General features: G+C 53.8%; 12 protein-coding genes and 1 pseudogene. 11 read left to right on the forward strand and 2 right to left on the reverse strand.

Annotated features, from left to right (window positions below):
- Nucleotides 1-7: 7 nt before the first annotated feature.
- Together mdsB and mdsA are read right to left on the reverse strand one after the other, a co-directional pair.
- Nucleotides 8-3,175 (reverse strand): multidrug efflux RND transporter permease subunit MdsB, encoded by a 3,168-nt coding sequence (mdsB, locus tag NAZ64_RS07370; RefSeq protein WP_371065029.1) that lies wholly within the window; start codon nucleotides 3,173-3,175, stop codon nucleotides 8-10.
- Nucleotides 3,172-4,398, reverse strand: a complete 1,227-nt coding sequence (gene mdsA, locus NAZ64_RS07375; protein WP_483640897.1) for a multidrug efflux RND transporter periplasmic adaptor subunit MdsA — start codon at nucleotides 4,396-4,398, stop codon at nucleotides 3,172-3,174. Before mdsA ends, mdsB begins: the two co-directional genes overlap by 4 nt.
- A 276-nt stretch (nucleotides 4,399-4,674) precedes the next feature.
- On the opposite strand from mdsA, the gene golT reads away from it, so the two are divergent.
- The 11 genes and pseudogenes from golT (at nucleotide 4,675) to NAZ64_RS07430 (ending at nucleotide 17,531) form a co-directional block, all read left to right on the forward strand.
- Nucleotides 4,675-6,963: a gold/copper-translocating P-type ATPase GolT gene (gene golT / locus NAZ64_RS07380; protein WP_483640898.1), complete on the forward strand. Its 2,289-nt coding sequence runs from the start codon at nucleotides 4,675-4,677 to the stop codon at nucleotides 6,961-6,963.
- Between the two features lie 11 nt (nucleotides 6,964-6,974).
- Nucleotides 6,975-7,439 carry an Au(I) sensor transcriptional regulator GolS gene (gene golS, locus NAZ64_RS07385; RefSeq protein ID WP_001020583.1) on the forward strand — a complete coding sequence of 155 codons (465 nt, stop codon included), beginning with the start codon at nucleotides 6,975-6,977 and terminating at the stop codon, nucleotides 7,437-7,439.
- A 77-nt stretch (nucleotides 7,440-7,516) separates the two neighbouring features.
- A complete protein-coding gene (golB, locus tag NAZ64_RS07390; protein WP_483640899.1) occupies nucleotides 7,517-7,711 on the forward strand; it encodes a gold resistance metallochaperone GolB in 195 nt (64 codons plus the stop codon).
- Between the two features lie 290 nt (nucleotides 7,712-8,001).
- Nucleotides 8,002-9,255 carry an MFS transporter gene (locus tag NAZ64_RS07395; protein ID WP_000288503.1) on the forward strand — a complete coding sequence of 418 codons (1,254 nt, stop codon included), beginning with the start codon at nucleotides 8,002-8,004 and terminating at the stop codon, nucleotides 9,253-9,255.
- Nucleotides 9,256-9,443: 188 nt separating this feature from the next.
- Nucleotides 9,444-11,402 carry a site-specific DNA-methyltransferase gene (locus NAZ64_RS07400; RefSeq protein ID WP_076934836.1) on the forward strand — a complete coding sequence of 653 codons (1,959 nt, stop codon included), beginning with the start codon at nucleotides 9,444-9,446 and terminating at the stop codon, nucleotides 11,400-11,402.
- Nucleotides 11,403-11,411: 9 nt separating this feature from the next.
- Nucleotides 11,412-14,384 (forward strand): type III restriction-modification system endonuclease, encoded by a 2,973-nt coding sequence (locus NAZ64_RS07405; protein ID WP_115286292.1) that lies wholly within the window; start codon nucleotides 11,412-11,414, stop codon nucleotides 14,382-14,384.
- Nucleotides 14,385-14,660: 276 nt separating this feature from the next.
- Entirely contained in the window at nucleotides 14,661-14,762 is a 102-nt protein-coding gene (gene ssaA / locus NAZ64_RS07410; protein ID WP_000934834.1) for a small effector SsaA, read from the forward strand.
- Nucleotides 14,763-14,878: 116 nt separating this feature from the next.
- On the forward strand, nucleotides 14,879-16,282 hold the full coding sequence (locus NAZ64_RS07415; protein ID WP_000393711.1) for a cytochrome ubiquinol oxidase subunit I: 1,404 nt from the start codon (nucleotides 14,879-14,881) through the stop codon (nucleotides 16,280-16,282).
- On the forward strand, nucleotides 16,279-17,289 hold the full coding sequence (cydB, locus tag NAZ64_RS07420) for a cytochrome d ubiquinol oxidase subunit II (protein WP_000151038.1): 1,011 nt from the start codon (nucleotides 16,279-16,281) through the stop codon (nucleotides 17,287-17,289). Before NAZ64_RS07415 ends, cydB begins: the two co-directional genes overlap by 4 nt.
- A complete protein-coding gene (locus tag NAZ64_RS07425; protein WP_305954967.1) occupies nucleotides 17,235-17,420 on the forward strand; it encodes a DUF2474 domain-containing protein in 186 nt (61 codons plus the stop codon). Before cydB ends, NAZ64_RS07425 begins: the two co-directional genes overlap by 55 nt.
- Nucleotides 17,339-17,531, forward strand: a pseudogene (locus tag NAZ64_RS07430) (hypothetical protein). The gene NAZ64_RS07425 and the pseudogene NAZ64_RS07430 overlap by 82 nt, the downstream one beginning before the upstream one ends.
- The last annotated feature ends 91 nt before the right edge of the window (nucleotides 17,532-17,622 follow it).

The raw sequence follows: 17,622 nt of genomic DNA on the forward strand, positions 1-17,622 counted from the left end.
CCCATCATTATGCTTGCTGATCATGCGAATCAACGCGGTTCTCACGCTTTAATGCCATCCTGCGAACCACCACGTAAAATACAGGCGTCAATAACAGGCCGAAGAGCGTGACGCCCAACATTCCGGCAAACACGGCGATGCCCATCGCATGTCGCATTTCCGCGCCGGCACCCGTCGCGAGTACCAGCGGTACTACGCCAGCGATAAAGGCGAATGAGGTCATCAGGATAGGACGTAGACGCAGGCGGGACGCTTCCAGCACGGCGGTCAGCGGGTCTGCGCCGTCGTGTTCTTTAGCGCGGGCAAACTCGACAATCAAAATGGCGTTCTTGGCCGCCAGGCCAACCAGCACCACGAAACCAATCTGCGTAAAGATATTGTTATCTCCGCCAGATACCCACACGCCGACAATGGCTGAGAGTAATGACATAGGCGCAATAAGCAGGACGGCGAAGGGCAGCGACCAACTGTTGTACTGCGCCGCCAGGATCAGGAAGGCCAGCAGCACCGCCAGCGCAAAGATAGCAAGCGCGGAGTTGCCGGCCTGTTTTTCCTGATAAACCAGATCGGTCCATTCGAAGACCATCCCTTCCGGCAACGTTTCACGCACGATCTTTTCAATCGCGTCCGTCGCCTGTCCGGAGGAGAAGCCCGGAGCCGGTCCACCGCTAATATCTACCGAGGGGAAGCCGTTGTAATGGATGATTCTGTCCGGCCCCGACTGGCGCATAATCGTGACGAAAGCGCTAATCGGGATCATCTCGCCCTTCGCATTGCGGACTTTAAGCAGGCCGATATCCTCTTGCTGCATACGGAATGGCGCATCGGCCTGCGCCATCACCCGCCAGGTACGGCCAAATCGGTTGAAATCGTTGACGTAAAGCGAGCCGAGGTTAATTTGCAACGTTTCAAAGATGTCGGTGAGCGATACCCCCATTGATTTCGCCTTTACCCGGTCGATATCCACCTGTAATTGCGGGGCGTTCGTCTGGAAACTGGCCAGCATATTGGCCAGTTCGGGCGTCTGCATCGCCTTAGACATAATCTCGCTTTGCACCTTTGTCATCGCTTCAAATCCCAGTTCCGCACGATCTTCAATCTGCAATTTAAAGCCGCCCGTCGCGCCAAGCCCTGGAACCGGCGGCGGTGGGAAGATGCCAATAAACCCGTCGGGAATGTGGCTAAATTTGTGCATTAGCTTTCCGGCGATAGCGTTAGCGGAAAGCGAAGGATCTTCACGCTCGTCAAAGGGTTTTAGCATGGCGAACATTAGCGCCGAATTTGGCACATTTACCGGGCCGTTAACCGACAGGCCGGGGAAGACGACGACGCTTTCGACGCCGGGTTCCGCCAGTGCGATAGCGGACATCTGTTTTACGACCGCCTCTGTGCGATCCAACGATGCGCCGCTTGGGAGCTGGGCGATGCCGACGAGATAGTATTTATCCTGCGCAGGCACAAACCCGTTCGGCACCTGATGGAAGCCAAGCCAGGTCAGCCCCACAAAGCCAGCATAGAGCACCATCACAATGACGCTGCCGCGCACGGCCCGACGGACGGCGCTAACATAGCGGTTCGACGCGCTGTCGAAGAAACGGTTAAAGCGATGGAAAAAACCGCCAGTGACCGTGCCCATCAACCGCGTTAGCCAGTCAGCCTTCGCAGTATCGTGGTGCGGTCTTAGCAAAATGGCAGCCAGCGCAGGGGAGAGCGTCAGCGAGTTAATGGCCGAAAGGATGGTCGAAATAGCGATGGTCAACGCGAACTGACGATAAAACTCACCCTGCAGGCCCGCCAGGAATGCGGAAGGGATAAAGACCGCCGTCAGCACCGAGGTAATAGAAAGAATGGGACCAGTGACTTCATCCATCGCCTTCTTTGCCGCCTCTCCGGGGCTTTTGCCCTGCGAGATATGCCGTTCCACGTTTTCGACCACAACGATGGCGTCATCGACAACGATACCTATCGACAGGACCAAACCAAACAGCGAAAGCGTATTCAGCGAAAAGCCAAACAGGTGCATCAAGGCAAAGGTGCCGACCAGCGAAACGGGAACCGCCACCAGAGGAATAATGGACGCCCGCCAGGTTTGCAGGAACAGCACCACGACAAGGACGACCAGCACGAGGGCTTCCAGCAACGTAATCGCCACCGATTGTAGCGATGCGCGCACGAAGACCGTAGGATCATAGGCAATCCGGTATTCGATATCCTGCGGGAAGTTTCGCTGCAACTCATCCATTTTGCCGCGAATCGCGTTAGAAACGTCAATCGCATTGGCGCCCGGACTTTGAATAATCTGTAACGCTGGCGCCGCTTCGCCATTCAGTAAACTGCGCAGCGTATAGGCATCTGCGCCCAGCGTGACGCGGGCGACATCACGCAGACGCGTCACCTCGCCGTCAGCGCCGATTTTTACCACAATCTCGCCGAACTGTTCTTCGCTGGTCAGGCGGCCCAGCGTGTTCACCGTCATCTGAAAAGCGGCGGAGGCCTCCGGCTGTTGCCCGACGGAACCGGCGGCGACCTGTACGTTTTGTTCCCGCAACGCCGTAACGATATCACTGGCGGTAAGACCGCGGTTGGCGATTTTCGCCGGGTCCAGCCAGATGCGCATGGCGTACTCGCCCGCGCCCCAGACGAGAACATCGCCGACGCCGGGTAAACGGGCCAGCTCGTCGCGAACCTGCCGGATGGCGAAGTTAGACAGGTAAAGCGAGTCATAGCGTTTTTGCGGCGAGACAAGATGGACCACCATCAACATATCGGGGGACGTTTTCTCCGTTACAACGCCAATTCGCTGGACTTCTTCGGGCAGGCGGGGCAGCGCGCGGGATACCCGGTTTTGCACCTGAATTTGCGCCATATCAGGATCGGTTCCCTGTTCGAAGGCGATAGAGATAACCATGCGACCATCAATGGCCATCTGGGTATTCATATACAACATGCCGTCAACGCCGTTGATCACCTGTTCCAGCGGCGCGGCTACCGTATCGGCAATCACTTGCGGGTTAGCGCCGGGGTAGCTGGCGCTAACCTGTACCGTGGGCGGCGTAACGGCCGGATATTCACTCAGCGGCAGTTTTAAAAAGGCGATAGCGCCAGCCAGCAGCATTAACAGCGACAGGACGATGGCGAAGATGGGGCGTGCGATGAAAAAGTGGGTAAATTTCATTGGCGCACCGCCTTCGGCGCACTGTCGCCGTCCGCTTTAGTCAATGTCGCGGTCTGTTTATCGGGCATATTCTGCCGCATCGGCACCAGACGCGGCGCAACGGTCATGCCAGGACGCACCAGCCCCTTGAGGATGATTTTTTCTCCCGGCTGTACTCCCTGTGTAACGACGCGGAGTCCATCGACCATTTGTCCCAGCTCAACCGGACGATACTCCACCTGATTCTCCTTGCCGACGATCAGCACATAGTTTTTGCCCTGATCGGCGCTCACCGCCAGATCGTCAATCAGCACGGTTTCCCGCGGCTCGCCGATGGGCAAACTGATTCGGGCAAACAGGCCGGGAGAAAGCATTCCGTCGGGGTCAGGAATCACGGCGCGCGCCCGGATAGTGCCGGTGCTGCGGTTCATCTGATTGCCCATAAAGTCGAGTACGCCCTGATAAGGCAGCCCGTTATCGGTGGTTAACCCCATGTTGACTACCGGTGGATTTTTGTCGGAGCGGGTATGCCGTAACGCCTTCAGCCAGGTGGCTTCGTCAATATCGAAATACACATACATGGGATTGTGAGACACGATAGTCGTCAGAAGCGTGGCGTTACCCGCTACGCCGCCGCTGACCAGATTGCCCCGGGTCACCAGTATGCGGTCAACGCGTCCGGCAATGGGCGCGGTAATACGGGTCCAGGAGAGTTCAAGGCGCGCTGCGGCGACGGCGGCTTTGGCCGATTGCATCTGCGCCTGTCGCGCATTACGCGTGGCGGTGACATCGTCAGCGTTTTTACGTGATACGGCGCCGCTGGCGACCAGTCGTTGAATGCGATCGAAATCCGCCTGCGCCTGGCGGGCCAGTACTTCAGCCTGACGTAATTGCGCGACGGCGGTGTCGAGGGCGACCTCGAACGGGCGCGGATCGATCTGGAACAGCAGTTGTCCGCGGCTTACCAGACGTCCTTCCGGAACGCTGACGGCGTCAAGGGTTCCTCCCACGCGCGAACGCAGCTCCACGGTCTCCGGCGCGGCCAGAAAACCGGTGAATTCCGCCGTAGGCGCGAGTGTGCGGCTAAGGGCTTTAGCAACCGGTACCGACGGTGGAGGCGGCGCGCTGGCCGGGGGGCCGACGGCGTCGCCTTTATCCCATAGTGCTTCGCCGGCCATGTAAATCACGCCCCCGATGGCGGCGATGACGCCGGCTATCAACATAATTTTGAATGTTCTACGCATGTCGTTTCCCTCTTTACCGCAGCGTGTCGGCCATTCCGCAACGCTGCCGCAGAATTTTTGACAAAGGCTAGGCGTTACAACGAAGGAAAGGTCAAGCGTTCCTGACGGGTTTTTTCGGGGCGTGGGTCGGCATCGTGGCGTAAATGTCTCGCATCATCCTCTTTTATGAGCCATCTCACATTCTCGCCGAACCGTGCAGCCTGAATACGCTTGACCTTCCCACAATGGCAAGCTTTAGGCTTTCTGATACCGAATAGTCAGGATGGGGAAGTCGTCATGAGTCAGTCAGAAAATCGTCACGACACGATAAGCTTACTTATTGAAGGTATGACCTGCGCGTCGTGTGTCGCTCGCGTTGAAAAAGGTATTAAGGCTGTGCTTGGCGTAACGGACGCTACGGTGAATCTGGCGACGGAGCGCGCCACCGTCCGCGGGACGGCGTCGGCGGAGGCGGTGATCGCGGCGATTGAAAAAACGGGGTATGAGGCGCGACCGGTAGAGACGGCGGGGCAGGGCGAAGACGACTCTGAAGAGAAAAAAGAGGCCGAGCGCGTCAGGCTGAAGCGCGATCTGATTCTCGCCAGCGTGCTGGCGCTCCCCGTTTTTGTGCTTGAAATGGGTTCGCACCTTATTCCTGGTATGCACGAGTGGGTGATAAAAACGATTGGCCTGCAACAAAGCTGGTACTGGCAATTTGCACTGACCCTGTTGGTGCTGACGATCCCCGGTCGCCGTTTTTACCTTAAAGGGTTCCCGGCGCTGGCGCGTCTGGCGCCGGACATGAACTCGCTGGTCGCCGTGGGAACCGCAGCGGCATTCGGCTACTCGCTGGTGGCGACCTTTACGCCCGACCTGTTGCCTGAAGGGACGGTAAACGTCTATTACGAGGCCGCCGCAGTGATTGTCGCGCTTATTCTGCTGGGGCGCTTTCTGGAGGCAAGGGCGAAGGGGCGGACTTCCGAAGCGATTAAACGTCTGGTGGGGCTACAGGCGCGGGTCGCGCATGTGTTACGCGAGGGCCGCATCGTGGATATCCCTGTCGACGAGGTTGTGCTGGGAGACTGTGTGGAGGTTCGGCCAGGCGAGCGGATACCGGTTGACGGCGAAGTGACCGAAGGCCGCAGCTTCGTTGACGAGTCGATGATTACCGGCGAACCGATACCGGTTGAGAAATCCGCAGGAAGCGCGGTGGTGGGCGGTACCGTAAACCAAAAAGGCGCGCTCACGCTGCGGGCGACCGCCGTCGGCGGACAGACCATGCTGGCGCAAATCATTCGTCTGGTGGAACAGGCGCAGGGTTCAAAACTGCCGATTCAGGCCGTCGTGGATAAAGTGACGCTGTGGTTTGTCCCGATGGTGATGCTTATTGCTGCGCTGACCTTTGTGGTATGGCTGGCGTTTGGGCCGTCGCCAGCGCTGACTTTCGCTCTGATCAATGGCGTTGCGGTTCTGATTATCGCCTGTCCTTGCGCGATGGGCCTGGCGACGCCGACCTCCATTATGGTGGGAACCGGTCGTGGGGCGGAAATGGGCGTGCTGTTCCGTAAGGGGGAGGCGTTACAGCTACTCAAAGACGCTAAGGTGGTGGCCGTAGACAAAACCGGGACGCTTACCGAAGGCCGCCCGGTACTGACCGATCTCGACGTGGCCAGCGGCTTTGAACGCCGTGAGGTGCTGGCGAAAGTCGCGGCGGTAGAATCGCGTTCAGAGCATCCGATTGCCCGTGCGATTGCCGTGTCGGCAGAAGAGGAAGGGATCGCGCTACCAGGCATGAGCGGCTTCGAATCGGTGACCGGGATGGGCGTATACGCTACCGTTGACGGTACGCGTGTTGACGTGGGGGCCGATCGCTATATGCGCGAAATTGGCGTGGATATTAGCGGCTTCGCCACCACCGCCGAACGGTTAGGACAGGAAGGGAAATCGCCGCTCTATGCGGCTATTGACGGTCAACTGGCGGCGATTATCGCCGTGGCCGATCCGATCAAACCCAGTACGCCCGCCGCAATTAACGCTTTACATCAGCTCGGCATTAAGGTCGCCATGATCACTGGCGATAATGCCCGCACGGCACAGGCTATCGCCAGACAGTTAGGGATTGATGACGTGGTCGCCGAGGTGTTGCCAGAAGGGAAAGTCGAGGCGATACGGCGCCTGAAAGCGGCGTATGGGCAGGTGGCGTTTGTCGGCGATGGCATCAACGATGCGCCAGCGCTGGCGGAGTCCGACGTGGGGCTGGCGATTGGCACCGGCACCGATGTGGCGGTGGAATCCGCCGACGTTGTACTAATGTCCGGCAACCTGCAAGGCGTGCCGAATGCTATCGCGCTGTCTAAAGCGACCATCCGCAATATCCACCAGAATCTGTTCTGGGCCTTTGCTTACAATACGGCGCTGATTCCTGTCGCGGCAGGCGCGCTATTTCCGGTCTGGGGCATATTATTGTCCCCGGTATTCGCCGCAGGGGCGATGGCGATGTCGAGCGTGTTCGTGCTGGGCAACGCTTTGCGGCTGCGCCGTTTCCGGGCGCCGATGGCAACCCCATCCGACACATCCACGACCTGAGGAGGAGCGTCATGAACATCGGTAAAGCAGCTAAAGCATCGAAAGTCTCGGCCAAAATGATTCGCTACTATGAACAGATTGGTCTGATTCCCGCGGCAAGTCGGACGGATTCCGGCTATCGGGCCTATACCCAGGCTGATGTTAATCAATTGCATTTTATACGCCGCGCGCGCGACCTCGGCTTTTCAGTTGCTGAAATCAGCGACTTACTGAATCTTTGGAATAACCAGTCGCGGCAAAGCGCTGACGTCAAACGCCTGGCGCAGACGCACATTGATGAACTGGACAGACGTATCCAGAACATGCAGCACATGGCGCAAACCCTCAAAGCGCTGATTCACTGCTGCGCCGGCGACGCGCTGCCAGATTGCCCCATTCTGCATACACTTGGACAACCTGACGATAGCGAGCCGGAGGCGCGTACCGGAGCGGTATTGCGCCGTCCTCGTCGCCATGGACTGGCAAAGCGTCTGTAAGTCCTGAGATTACGCTTGACCTTCCAACACTGGCAAAGCCCAGACTGGCAACAGTTCCCACACAAAAGGAGTTCACTATGCAGTTCCATATTGATGACATGACCTGCGGCGGCTGCGCCAGTACGGTAAAAAAGAAGATTCTGACTCTCGATGCTAATGCGACGGTGAGAACCGACCCGGCGACGCGTCTGGTTGACGTTGAAACGTCGCTATCCGCGGAGCAGATTGCCGCCGCCCTGCAAAAGGCCGGTTTCCCGCCGCGCGAAAGGTAATCGTCAATGGCGATCGGTCTGGCGACAGGCCGGTCGCGATACGCTAGCCACGCTTCGCTTTCCTTTGCATGAGATAATCCCCATAAAAAATGTGACAAATCATGTGCCAGTAAGCTTTGTTAATAATATGTAATGATTTGTCTATTTTTGCTAACATTTTACCTGCTATATACAAAAAGATAACAAATAAGTAGCGCAACGCTACCTTGTTACGTCGCTTTGACGACGGGAGCGCTCCAGCGTTTCGCCGCTTCAAAGCTTGATGTTATTTTTGATGCAGGACACTACCTATGTACACCCCCCTGAACTGGACGACGACACAACGACATGTGGCGTTTGCCAGCTTTACCAGTTGGATGCTGGATGCGTTTGATTTCTTTATCCTTGTCTTTGTACTTAGCGATCTCGCCGAATGGTTTCACGCTTCCGTATCGGACGTTTCCATTGCGATTATGCTGACCCTGGCGGTACGTCCCATTGGCGCGCTGCTATTTGGTCGAATGGCGGAAAAGTACGGACGTCGACCGATACTGATGCTCAATATTCTGTTCTTTACGGTGTTTGAACTGCTTTCCGCCTGGTCGCCCACCTTCATGGCATTTCTGATTTTTCGGGTCATGTACGGCGTGGCGATGGGCGGGATATGGGGCGTCGCGTCATCACTGGCGATGGAAACCATTCCCGATCGTTCGCGTGGCCTGATGTCGGGCATTTTTCAGGCGGGCTATCCCTGCGGCTATCTGTTCGCCTCGGTTATTTTTGGCCTCTTCTACAGTATGGTAGGCTGGCGCGGCATGTTCCTGATTGGCGCCCTGCCTGTTGTCTTGCTGCCTTATATCTGGTTTAAAGTGCCGGAATCCCCCGTCTGGCTGGCGGCCAGAGCGCGTAAAGAGAATACCGCGCTGCTTCCTGTTCTGCGCAAACAGTGGAAGTTGTGTCTGTATCTGGTGCTGGTCATGGCGTTCTTTAACTTTTTCAGTCACGGCACGCAGGATCTCTATCCTACCTTCCTGAAGATGCAGCATGGTTTTGATCCGCATCTGATCAGTATCATTGCGATTTTTTATAACATTGCCGCGATGCTCGGCGGTATTTTCTACGGTACGCTATCGGAACGTATTGGGCGTAAAAAAGCGATCATGATCGCCGCCTTTCTTGCGCTTCCGGTACTCCCGCTATGGGCATTTTCCAGCGGATCATTCACGATTGGCCTGGGCGCGTTCCTGATGCAGTTTATGGTGCAGGGCGCCTGGGGGGTCGTGCCGACCTGGCTGAACGAGCTGGTTCCGGCGAATGCGCGCGCCGTGCTGCCAGGGTTTGTTTACCAACTCGGTAATTTACTGGCGTCGGTTAATGCGACGTTACAGGCCCGCATCGCGGAAACGCATGGTGGCAATTACGGGTTGGCAATGGCGATCGTGGCTGGCGCGGTGGCTATTTTAATCTGTGTATTTGTGGCATTTGGTCGCGAGACCCGGGGAGTCGTCATCTCCGGTACAGATAGCGACGCACTCCCGGAGTCGGCCATCAGTCATCGCACGTAAACACTACGCTCCTGGCGCATACTGTCGCCGGGAGCACGCCTTCCCCCCGTCGTTTTCACGCCCTTTCAACGAACAACAAAGGTTAATGATGGCATCTGCCTTTCGTGACCATTACAATCATCGCTTACTTTTTTCTTTATAAGAAATTGATTGTTGGACCTTAAAATTATCAACGGAGCGAAGATATCATGTTGAAAGATAACCAAAAACACAACGAGTCTGTTGCCCCGAATAGCGCCTTTCTGTCTGAGTTACAACGTGCATTACCGGAATTTTTTACCGCCGATCGCTATAACGAGCAGGGCGAACTGATCGCGAAAGGCGGATTTGATCTCGCCAGATTTGAGCGCGCGTTGAAAGCGCGTAATATTGATGAGCTGACTAGCGGTTATCAGATTGATTTTATTGGCAAAGATTACGCAAAAAAACAGGCGGGTGAAAAATCCGTTACCGTTATCGTTCCTGACGTGGAACACAATACTCTGGCAGAAAATAAAAACAGCCATAATCTTTTTCTGACCGGAGATAATCTGGATGTGTTACGCCATCTGCAAAATAATTACGCCGATACCGTCGATATGATCTATATCGATCCCCCTTATAACACCGGGTCGGACGGGTTTGTCTATCCCGATCATTTTGAATATAGCGATCGGGCGTTGCAGGATATGTTTGGTCTTAATGATACTGAACTGGCACGTTTAAAATCCATTCAGGGTAAATCGACGCACTCCGCGTGGTTATCTTTCATGTATCCGCGTCTTTTCCTGGCCAGGAAGCTCCTGAAAGATACCGGATTTATTTTTATCTCTATCGACGATAATGAGTACGCCAATCTTAAATTAATGATGGATGAGATTTTTGGCGAAGGCGGATTTGTCACCAATGTGATGTGGAAGCGCAAAAAAGAGATTTCTAACGACTCTGATAACGTTTCCATCCAGGGGGAATACATTCTTGTTTACGCCAAAACCGGTCAGGGCGCTTTACGTTTAGAACCGCTTTCTAAAGAGTATATTCAGAAATCCTATAAAGAACCGACCGAACAGTTTCCAGAAGGGAAATGGCGGCCGGTGCCGTTAACGGTGTCAAAAGGGCTGAGCGGCGGCGGCTATACCTATAAAATTACCACGCCGAACGGTACGGTACACGAAAGACTATGGGCTTATCCTGAAGCCAGTTACCAAAAACTGGTGGCCGATAATCTGGTCTATTTTGGCAAAGATAACGGCGGTATTCCCCAGCGAGTCATGTACGCGCACCACAGTAAAGGGCAGCCAACGACCAATTACTGGGATAACGTAGCGTCGAATAAAGAGGGGAAAAAGGAGATTCTGGATCTCTTCGGCGACAACGTTTTTGATACGCCGAAACCGACCGCATTATTGAAGAAAATTATCAAGCTCGCTATCGATAAAGACGGCGTCGTTCTGGACTTTTTTGCCGGTTCCGGCACCACGGCCCATGCGGTGATGGCGCTGAATGAAGAAGATGGGGGGCAGCGCACGTTTATTCTGTGTACTATCGATCAGGCATTAAGCAATAACACTATCGCGAAAAAAGCAGGTTATAGCACTATTGATGAAATCAGCCGCGAGCGAATTACACGCGTTGCGGCGAAGATCCGCGCCAACAATCCCGCGACCAATAGCGATCTCGGTTTTAAACATTATCGTTTTGCCACTCCGACACAGCAGACGCTGGACGATCTGGATAGCTTCGATATTGCTACCGGCCATTTTATCAATACCAGCGGTCAACTGGCCGCTTTTACCGAGTCAGGATTTACCGACATGATCAATCCTTTTTCCGCCAGAGGATTGGGCGTGCCGGGCGGCGCAAGCGGCGAAGAGACCTTATTAACGACATGGCTGGTCGCCGATGGTTATAAAATGGATATTGACGTACAGACCGTTGATTTTTCCGGCTATTGCGCCAGGTATGTTGATAATACGCGCCTGTATCTGATTGATGAACGATGGGGAACCGAGCAGACCCGCGATCTTCTCAACCACATTGGTACGCACCAGCTTCCGGTTCAGACCATTGTCATTTACGGCTACTCTTTCGACCTTGAATCCATTCGTGAACTGGAAATCGGCTTAAAACAGCTTGATCAAAAAGTGAACCTGGTGAAGCGTTATTAAGAGGGGATGATGATGAATATTTTACTGGAAGAACTTCCCCATCAGGAACAGGCGTTAGCGGCGATTCTGGCGAGTTTCACCGGTATCGATCACGCGCAGGCCGATCATAATCACTATGCTAATCCGCTGATTAAGGGACGTTACGACGATAAGGCCAATATTGACGTTAAAATGGAGACCGGGACGGGTAAAACCTATGTCTATACCCGGTTGATGTATGAACTGCATCAGAACTACGGCCTCTTCAAATTTGTGCTGGTGGTGCCGACGCCAGCCATTAAAGAAGGCGCGCGGAACTTTATCATCAGCGATTACGCCAGACAGCATTTTTCACAGTTCTACGAAAATACGCGGATGGAACTTTGCACCATTAACGCCGGTGATTTTAAAGTAAAGTCGGGGCGTAAAAATTTTCCGGCCCAGTTATTAAGTTTTACTGATGCCAGCCGTCGTGATAGCCATACGATTCAGGTTTTGCTGATCAATGCGCAAATGCTCAATTCCGCCAGTATGACGCGAGACGATTACGATCAAACGCTCCTGGGTGGGCTGACGTCGCCTGTTAAAGGGCTGCAAATGACGCGACCGGTGGTCATTATTGATGAACCGCATCGTTTTGCGCGAGATAACAAATTTTATCGAGCGATTCAGGCTATTCAGCCGCAAATGATCGTCCGCTTTGGCGCTACCTTCCCGGATATTGTCGAAGGTAAGGGTAAAAATAAATGTGTACGTAAAGATTACTATCGCCGGCAACCGCAGTTTGATCTCAACGCGGTGGACAGTTTTAACGATGGTTTGGTGAAAGGTATTGATATTTATTACCCGAATCTCCCCGAAGAACAGGCCAACAATCGTTATATCGTTGACAGCGTCACGGCAAAGAAATTAATCCTCCGACGGGGGAGCAAAATTGCCGAGGTTGGCGTGGGCGAAAATCTCGCCGATGTCGATGCAGGATTTGAGGGCAGTATCGAATATGCCGGCAGTAAAATGTTGTCGAACGATCTGGAGCTGGAGGCAGGGATGGCGCTGGTGCCAGGAACCTTTGGCGCGAGCTACCAGGAACTGATTATTCAGGACGCCATTGATAAGCATTTTGATACCGAGCAGGCAAATTTCTTACGCAGCAATGAGCCAGAAAATAATGCCCCGCGTATTAAGACCTTAAGCCTTTTCTTTATTGACAGTATTAAAAGCTATCGTGATGACGAAGGCTGGTTGAAAGTCACTTTTGAGCGTTTGCTGAAAAAGAAACTGACGCAACTGATTGACGATTATCAGCGCAAGACCCTGCCGCGAGAAGTGGAGTATCTGTCGTTTCTGCAGGCCACGCTCGCCAGCCTGCACTCGGATAACCAAAACGTCCACGCTGGTTACTTTGGCGAAGACCGCGGAAGCGGCGATGAGGCGATCCAGGCTGAGGTAGATGATATTCTGAAAAATAAAGAGAAGTTGCTCAGTTTTTCAGACCATCACGGCAACTGGGAAACGCGCCGCTTTCTGTTTTCAAAATGGACGCTTCGCGAAGGCTGGGATAACCCGAATGTTTTTGTCATTGCTAAATTACGTTCTTCCGGTAGCGAGTCGAGCAAAATTCAGGAAGTGGGGCGCGGCCTGCGGCTACCGGTAGATGAAAACGGCCATCGCGTTCATCAGGAAGAGTGGCCGTCCCGGCTGTCGTTTCTGATTGGCTATGATGAAAAAACGTTTGCCAGTATGCTGGTTGATGAGATTAATCGCGACAGCAAAGTTCAGCTTAACGAGCAGAAACTGGATGAGGCGATGATCACACTCATCGTCACCGAGCGGCAAAAAGTCGATCCTGCGTTTACGGAGCTTCGTTTGCTGGAAGATCTGGATGATAAAAAACTGATCAACCGGAGTAATGAGTTTAAACCCAGCGTCACGCTTAACGGGGAAACCAAAAGTGGTTTTGCGTGGCTACTGGAGTTCTACCCTGAGCTGACGCAGGCGCGGGTGCGAGCGGATCGCATTCGTGACAATAAGCCCGCCTCCCGACTGCGAGTCAGGTTACGCAAAGAGAATTGGGAACAACTTAGCAGTATCTGGGAGCAGTTTTCCCGCCGTTATATGCTGCAATTCGAGCGTAGCGGCGCTTCTCTGGAACAGATTGCTGCCGAGGTGCTGCGCGATCCGTCGCTGTATATACGCCAGAAGCCAAGCCAGGTGCAACAACGGCTGGTATCGAATGAAGATAATGGCCGTTTTGAAGTGGCGCAGCGGGAAGGCGAATTAGCCGCCAGCGAATTTATGGCGGGCATGAAATATGGCCATTTTCTTAAGCAACTGGCGTTACGCACCAGTCTGCCGGTTAACGTCCTGCACCCGGTGTTAATGGCGATGCTGCGTGATGTTTTGCACGGAGATTCACGCTATTTAAGCGAGATCTCGTTGGACAATATGACCCGCGCATTACAGACGCGGATTAATGCGCATTTTGCGCAGCGCCACGATTATCTGCCTCTCGACTTCCAGGCTTCAACGTCGGTATTTGATTCCACGGCACGGCAGTTCAGAGAGGAGATTAGCGCTGAAATTGTGGGGAAAAATGTGGATGAGAATGCGATAGACGATCCTCGTTCTCTCTATCAAATACCGCCGTTGCGTTATGACAGCGTCGATCCAGAATTGCCGCTATTAAAATACGATTATCCGCAACAGGTTTCTGTGTTTGGCAAACTGCCTAAGCGGGCCATTCAGATCCCCAAATATACGGGGGGCTCTACTACGCCGGATTTTGTGTACCGTATTGAGCGTCAGGACGCCGACAGTGTTTATTTACTGGTTGAAACTAAAGCAGAAAATATGCGCGTAGGCGATCAGGTTATTCTTGATGCGCAACGTAAATTCTTCGATATGCTGCGTCGGCAAAATATCAATGTCGAGTTTGCGGAAGCGACCAGCGCGCCGGCGGTATTTTCTACGATCAATGGCTTGATTGAGGGGAAGGCAAACTAACGGGTTTGAATGGACCTTAACGGTTATCTTTTTGATAGACCATATAAAATGGCCGCCGCGCAGCGAGCGTTGCGGTCATTCTCCCTGTACTAATCCCCCGTCCCGTAAACCGCGTTGACTTGAAGGTTATCGTTTTACGTCTATTCTTAACTTTCAGCTAAGCGTATTTTGCTGAAATTGCAAATAGTCTTGAAGACGCTGTTTTTTTGTTTTGCCGTTATTTTTATAACGGCCAGGTAGATATTGCCAAGTGAATGTAACTAAGGGAGACATGTTATGCTAAATAGATACTACCGTTTCGCAGTCGAAAAAGACGACCCCTCCGAAGCGCCAGAGTCGGGCGATAAGCCTGACAGCCAGCCGCAAAAAAAATCGTAATTTATCTGGATATTCCCCGACGTTTTTACGTTTGGGGAAAATAACCGTTTCGTTTCAACCTGGTTGCGAACAGTGAATATTTTACACGAAGTGACTATATATAAACGGGAGGGAACATGGAGTTTGATGCCTTCTTTTTAGCGAGACTCCAGTTTGCCTTTACCGTCTCTTTTCATATTATTTTCCCCGCGATTACGATTGGCTTAGCCAGTTACCTGGTGGTACTGGAAGGTTTATGGCTAAAAACGCGTAATCCTGTCTGGCGCTCGCTCTATCAGTTCTGGCTCAAAATTTTTGCCGTCAACTTCGGGATGGGCGTGGTCTCCGGTCTGGTCATGGCTTACCAGTTCGGAACGAACTGGAGCGGTTTCTCCCAGTTCGCCGGCAGTATCACCGGGCCTTTATTAACCTATGAAGTGCTCACCGCATTCTTCCTGGAAGCGGGATTCTTAGGCGTGATGCTTTTTGGCTGGAACAAAGTCGGGCCGGGCCTGCATTTCTTGTCTACCTGTATGGTGGCGTTGGGCACGTTAATGTCGACGTTCTGGATTCTGGCGTCTAACAGCTGGATGCATACCCCGCAGGGATTTGAAATTCACAACGGTCAGGTGGTCCCGGTGGACTGGTTCGCGGTGATTTTCAACCCGTCGTTCCCGTATCGCCTGTTGCATATGTCCGTTGCGGCGTTTTTAAGTAGCGCGATGTTTGTCGGCGCGTCCGCTGCCTGGCATTTACTGAAAGGTAACGATACGCCGGCTATCCGCCGTATGTTCTCAATGGCGTTATGGATGGCGGTCGTAGTGGCGCCCGTTCAGGCATTGATTGGCGATATGCACGGCCTTAATACCCTGAAGCATCAGCCGGTCAAAATTGCCGCGATTGAGGGGCACTGGGAAAATACGCCCGGCGAGCCAACGCCGCTTACGCTGGTAGGCTGGCCGGATATGGAGGCGGAACGGACCCGCTATGCGCTTGAGATCCCGGCGTTGGGCAGTCTGATCCTGACGCATAGCCTGGACAAACAGGTGCCTGCGCTAAAAGATTATCCCAAAGAGGATCGCCCCAACTCTACCGTGGTGTTCTGGTCTTTCCGTCTGATGGTGGGCATGGGCGTACTGATGATCTTCCTGGGGCTGGCCAGCCTGTGGCTACGCTACCGACGCCGACTGTATCATTCGCGGCCCTTTATGCACTTTGCGCTGTGGATGGGGCCGTCCGGGCTTATCGCCATCCTTGCCGGATGGGTGACGACTGAAGTAGGACGTCAGCCGTGGGTGGTCTATGGCCTGCTGCGAACGCGTGATGCGGTTTCCGCGCACAGCACCTTGCAGATGAGCATCAGTTTGCTGGCCTTCTTTGTGGTCTATTCCCTGGTCTTTGGGGTTGGCTATATTTATATGATTCGCCTTATCCAGAAAGGGCCGCAGCCGGCGGAGACACCGACCGCTGAAACCGATGGCAGACCCGCGCGTCCTATCTCTGCCGTGGGAGAATCGCTTGAGCAGGAGAAACGCGAATGACCATCGATCTTCCGGTTATCTGGTTTGCTATTATCGTGTTCGCCACGCTGATGTATATCGTAATGGATGGTTTCGATCTGGGCGTCGGTATCCTGTTTCCGTTTATTCGTGATAAACACGATCGCGATGTTATGGTGAACTCGGTCGCGCCGGTATGGGACGGGAACGAAACCTGGCTGGTGTTGGGCGGGGCCGGGCTTTTTGGCGCGTTCCCGTTGGCTTACGCCGTCATCAGCGACGCGCTGACTATCCCGCTGGTGGTTATGCTGCTTGGTCTTATCTTTCGCGGCGTCGCTTTTGAATTCCGTTTTAAAGCCACCGAGTCGCATCGCGCGTTCTGGGATAAATCCTTTATCGTCGGGTCAATCCTGGCGACCTTTGCCCAGGGGGTTGTGGTGGGCGCGGTGGTGAGCGGTTTTCAGGTGGAAGGGCGAACCTTTAGCGGTTCGCAGCTTGACTGGCTGACACCGTTTAACCTGTTCTGCGGCGTCGGTCTGGTCGTCACCTATGCGCTGCTGGGCGCTACCTGGCTGATTATGAAAAGCGAAGATCCACTGCATAGCCGGATGTGCGCGCTGTCGCGCCCGTTGTTGATCGTCTTGTTGTTGGTGATGGGAGGCGTCAGCGTGTGGACGCCGCTCACCCACGACGACATCGCCGAGCGCTGGTTCACGCTGCCCAATTTATACTACTTCCTGCCGGTGCCTGTGCTGGTGTTGGCTTTTAGCGTCTGGCTATGGCGCAGCGTGAAAAAACCAGAATCCCATGCGCGTCCATTTATTCTCACGCTAGGGTTGATTTTTCTGGGGTTCAGCGGGTTAGGCATCAGTATTTGGCCGAATATTATTCCACCGGATATTTCGCTGTATGCCGCCGCCGCGCCGCCGCAAAGTCAAAGCTTTATGCTGGTTGGGGCGCTGATAATCATCCCGATTATTCTGGCTTATACCTTCTGGAGCTACTACGTCTTCCGTGGAAAAGTGCGACATGGAGAGGGATATCACTGATGGTTAAAGTGAAAAAATGGTCGCGGCGAGTCGTATGGATGGTTGCGATATGGTGCGCCAGCGTGCTTCTGCTGGCGGGCGTCGGAATGTTATTCAGACTGCTCATGACCTCCGCAGGATTTCGCTCCTGACTGATACCCCCCGGACGCGCTTTCGTCTCTCGCGAAAGCGCGTTTTTATCGACAGATCGGCGTTTATCGATCACCTTTGCTCGCCTTATCTCTCCCCTCAATAGCGGTTGATAATTATTCTCATCTTTATTGTCGTTCCCGGGCCGCAGTGATATGGTTACACAGTGGCTAACGCTCTGGTATAACGCAGATAAACGGTATT

The sequence above is a fragment of the Salmonella sp. A1325 genome (assembly GCF_056991255.1).

Bases quoted from the DNA above. Each gene is read 5' to 3' on its own strand.
- mdsB (WP_371065029.1), bottom strand. From the start codon at position 3,175: ATGAAATTTACCCACTTTTTCATCGCACGCCCCATCTTCGCCATCGTC.
- mdsA (WP_483640897.1), bottom strand. From the start codon at position 4,398: ATGCGTAGAACATTCAAAATTATGTTGATAGCCGGCGTCATCGCCGCC.
- golT (WP_483640898.1), top strand. From the start codon at position 4,675: ATGAGTCAGTCAGAAAATCGTCACGACACGATAAGCTTACTTATTGAA.
- golS (WP_001020583.1), top strand. From the start codon at position 6,975: ATGAACATCGGTAAAGCAGCTAAAGCATCGAAAGTCTCGGCCAAAATG.
- golB (WP_483640899.1), top strand. From the start codon at position 7,517: ATGCAGTTCCATATTGATGACATGACCTGCGGCGGCTGCGCCAGTACG.
- NAZ64_RS07395 (WP_000288503.1), top strand. From the start codon at position 8,002: ATGTACACCCCCCTGAACTGGACGACGACACAACGACATGTGGCGTTT.
- NAZ64_RS07400 (WP_076934836.1), top strand. From the start codon at position 9,444: ATGTTGAAAGATAACCAAAAACACAACGAGTCTGTTGCCCCGAATAGC.
- NAZ64_RS07405 (WP_115286292.1), top strand. From the start codon at position 11,412: ATGATGAATATTTTACTGGAAGAACTTCCCCATCAGGAACAGGCGTTA.
- ssaA (WP_000934834.1), top strand. From the start codon at position 14,661: ATGCTAAATAGATACTACCGTTTCGCAGTCGAAAAAGACGACCCCTCC.
- NAZ64_RS07415 (WP_000393711.1), top strand. From the start codon at position 14,879: ATGGAGTTTGATGCCTTCTTTTTAGCGAGACTCCAGTTTGCCTTTACC.
- cydB (WP_000151038.1), top strand. From the start codon at position 16,279: ATGACCATCGATCTTCCGGTTATCTGGTTTGCTATTATCGTGTTCGCC.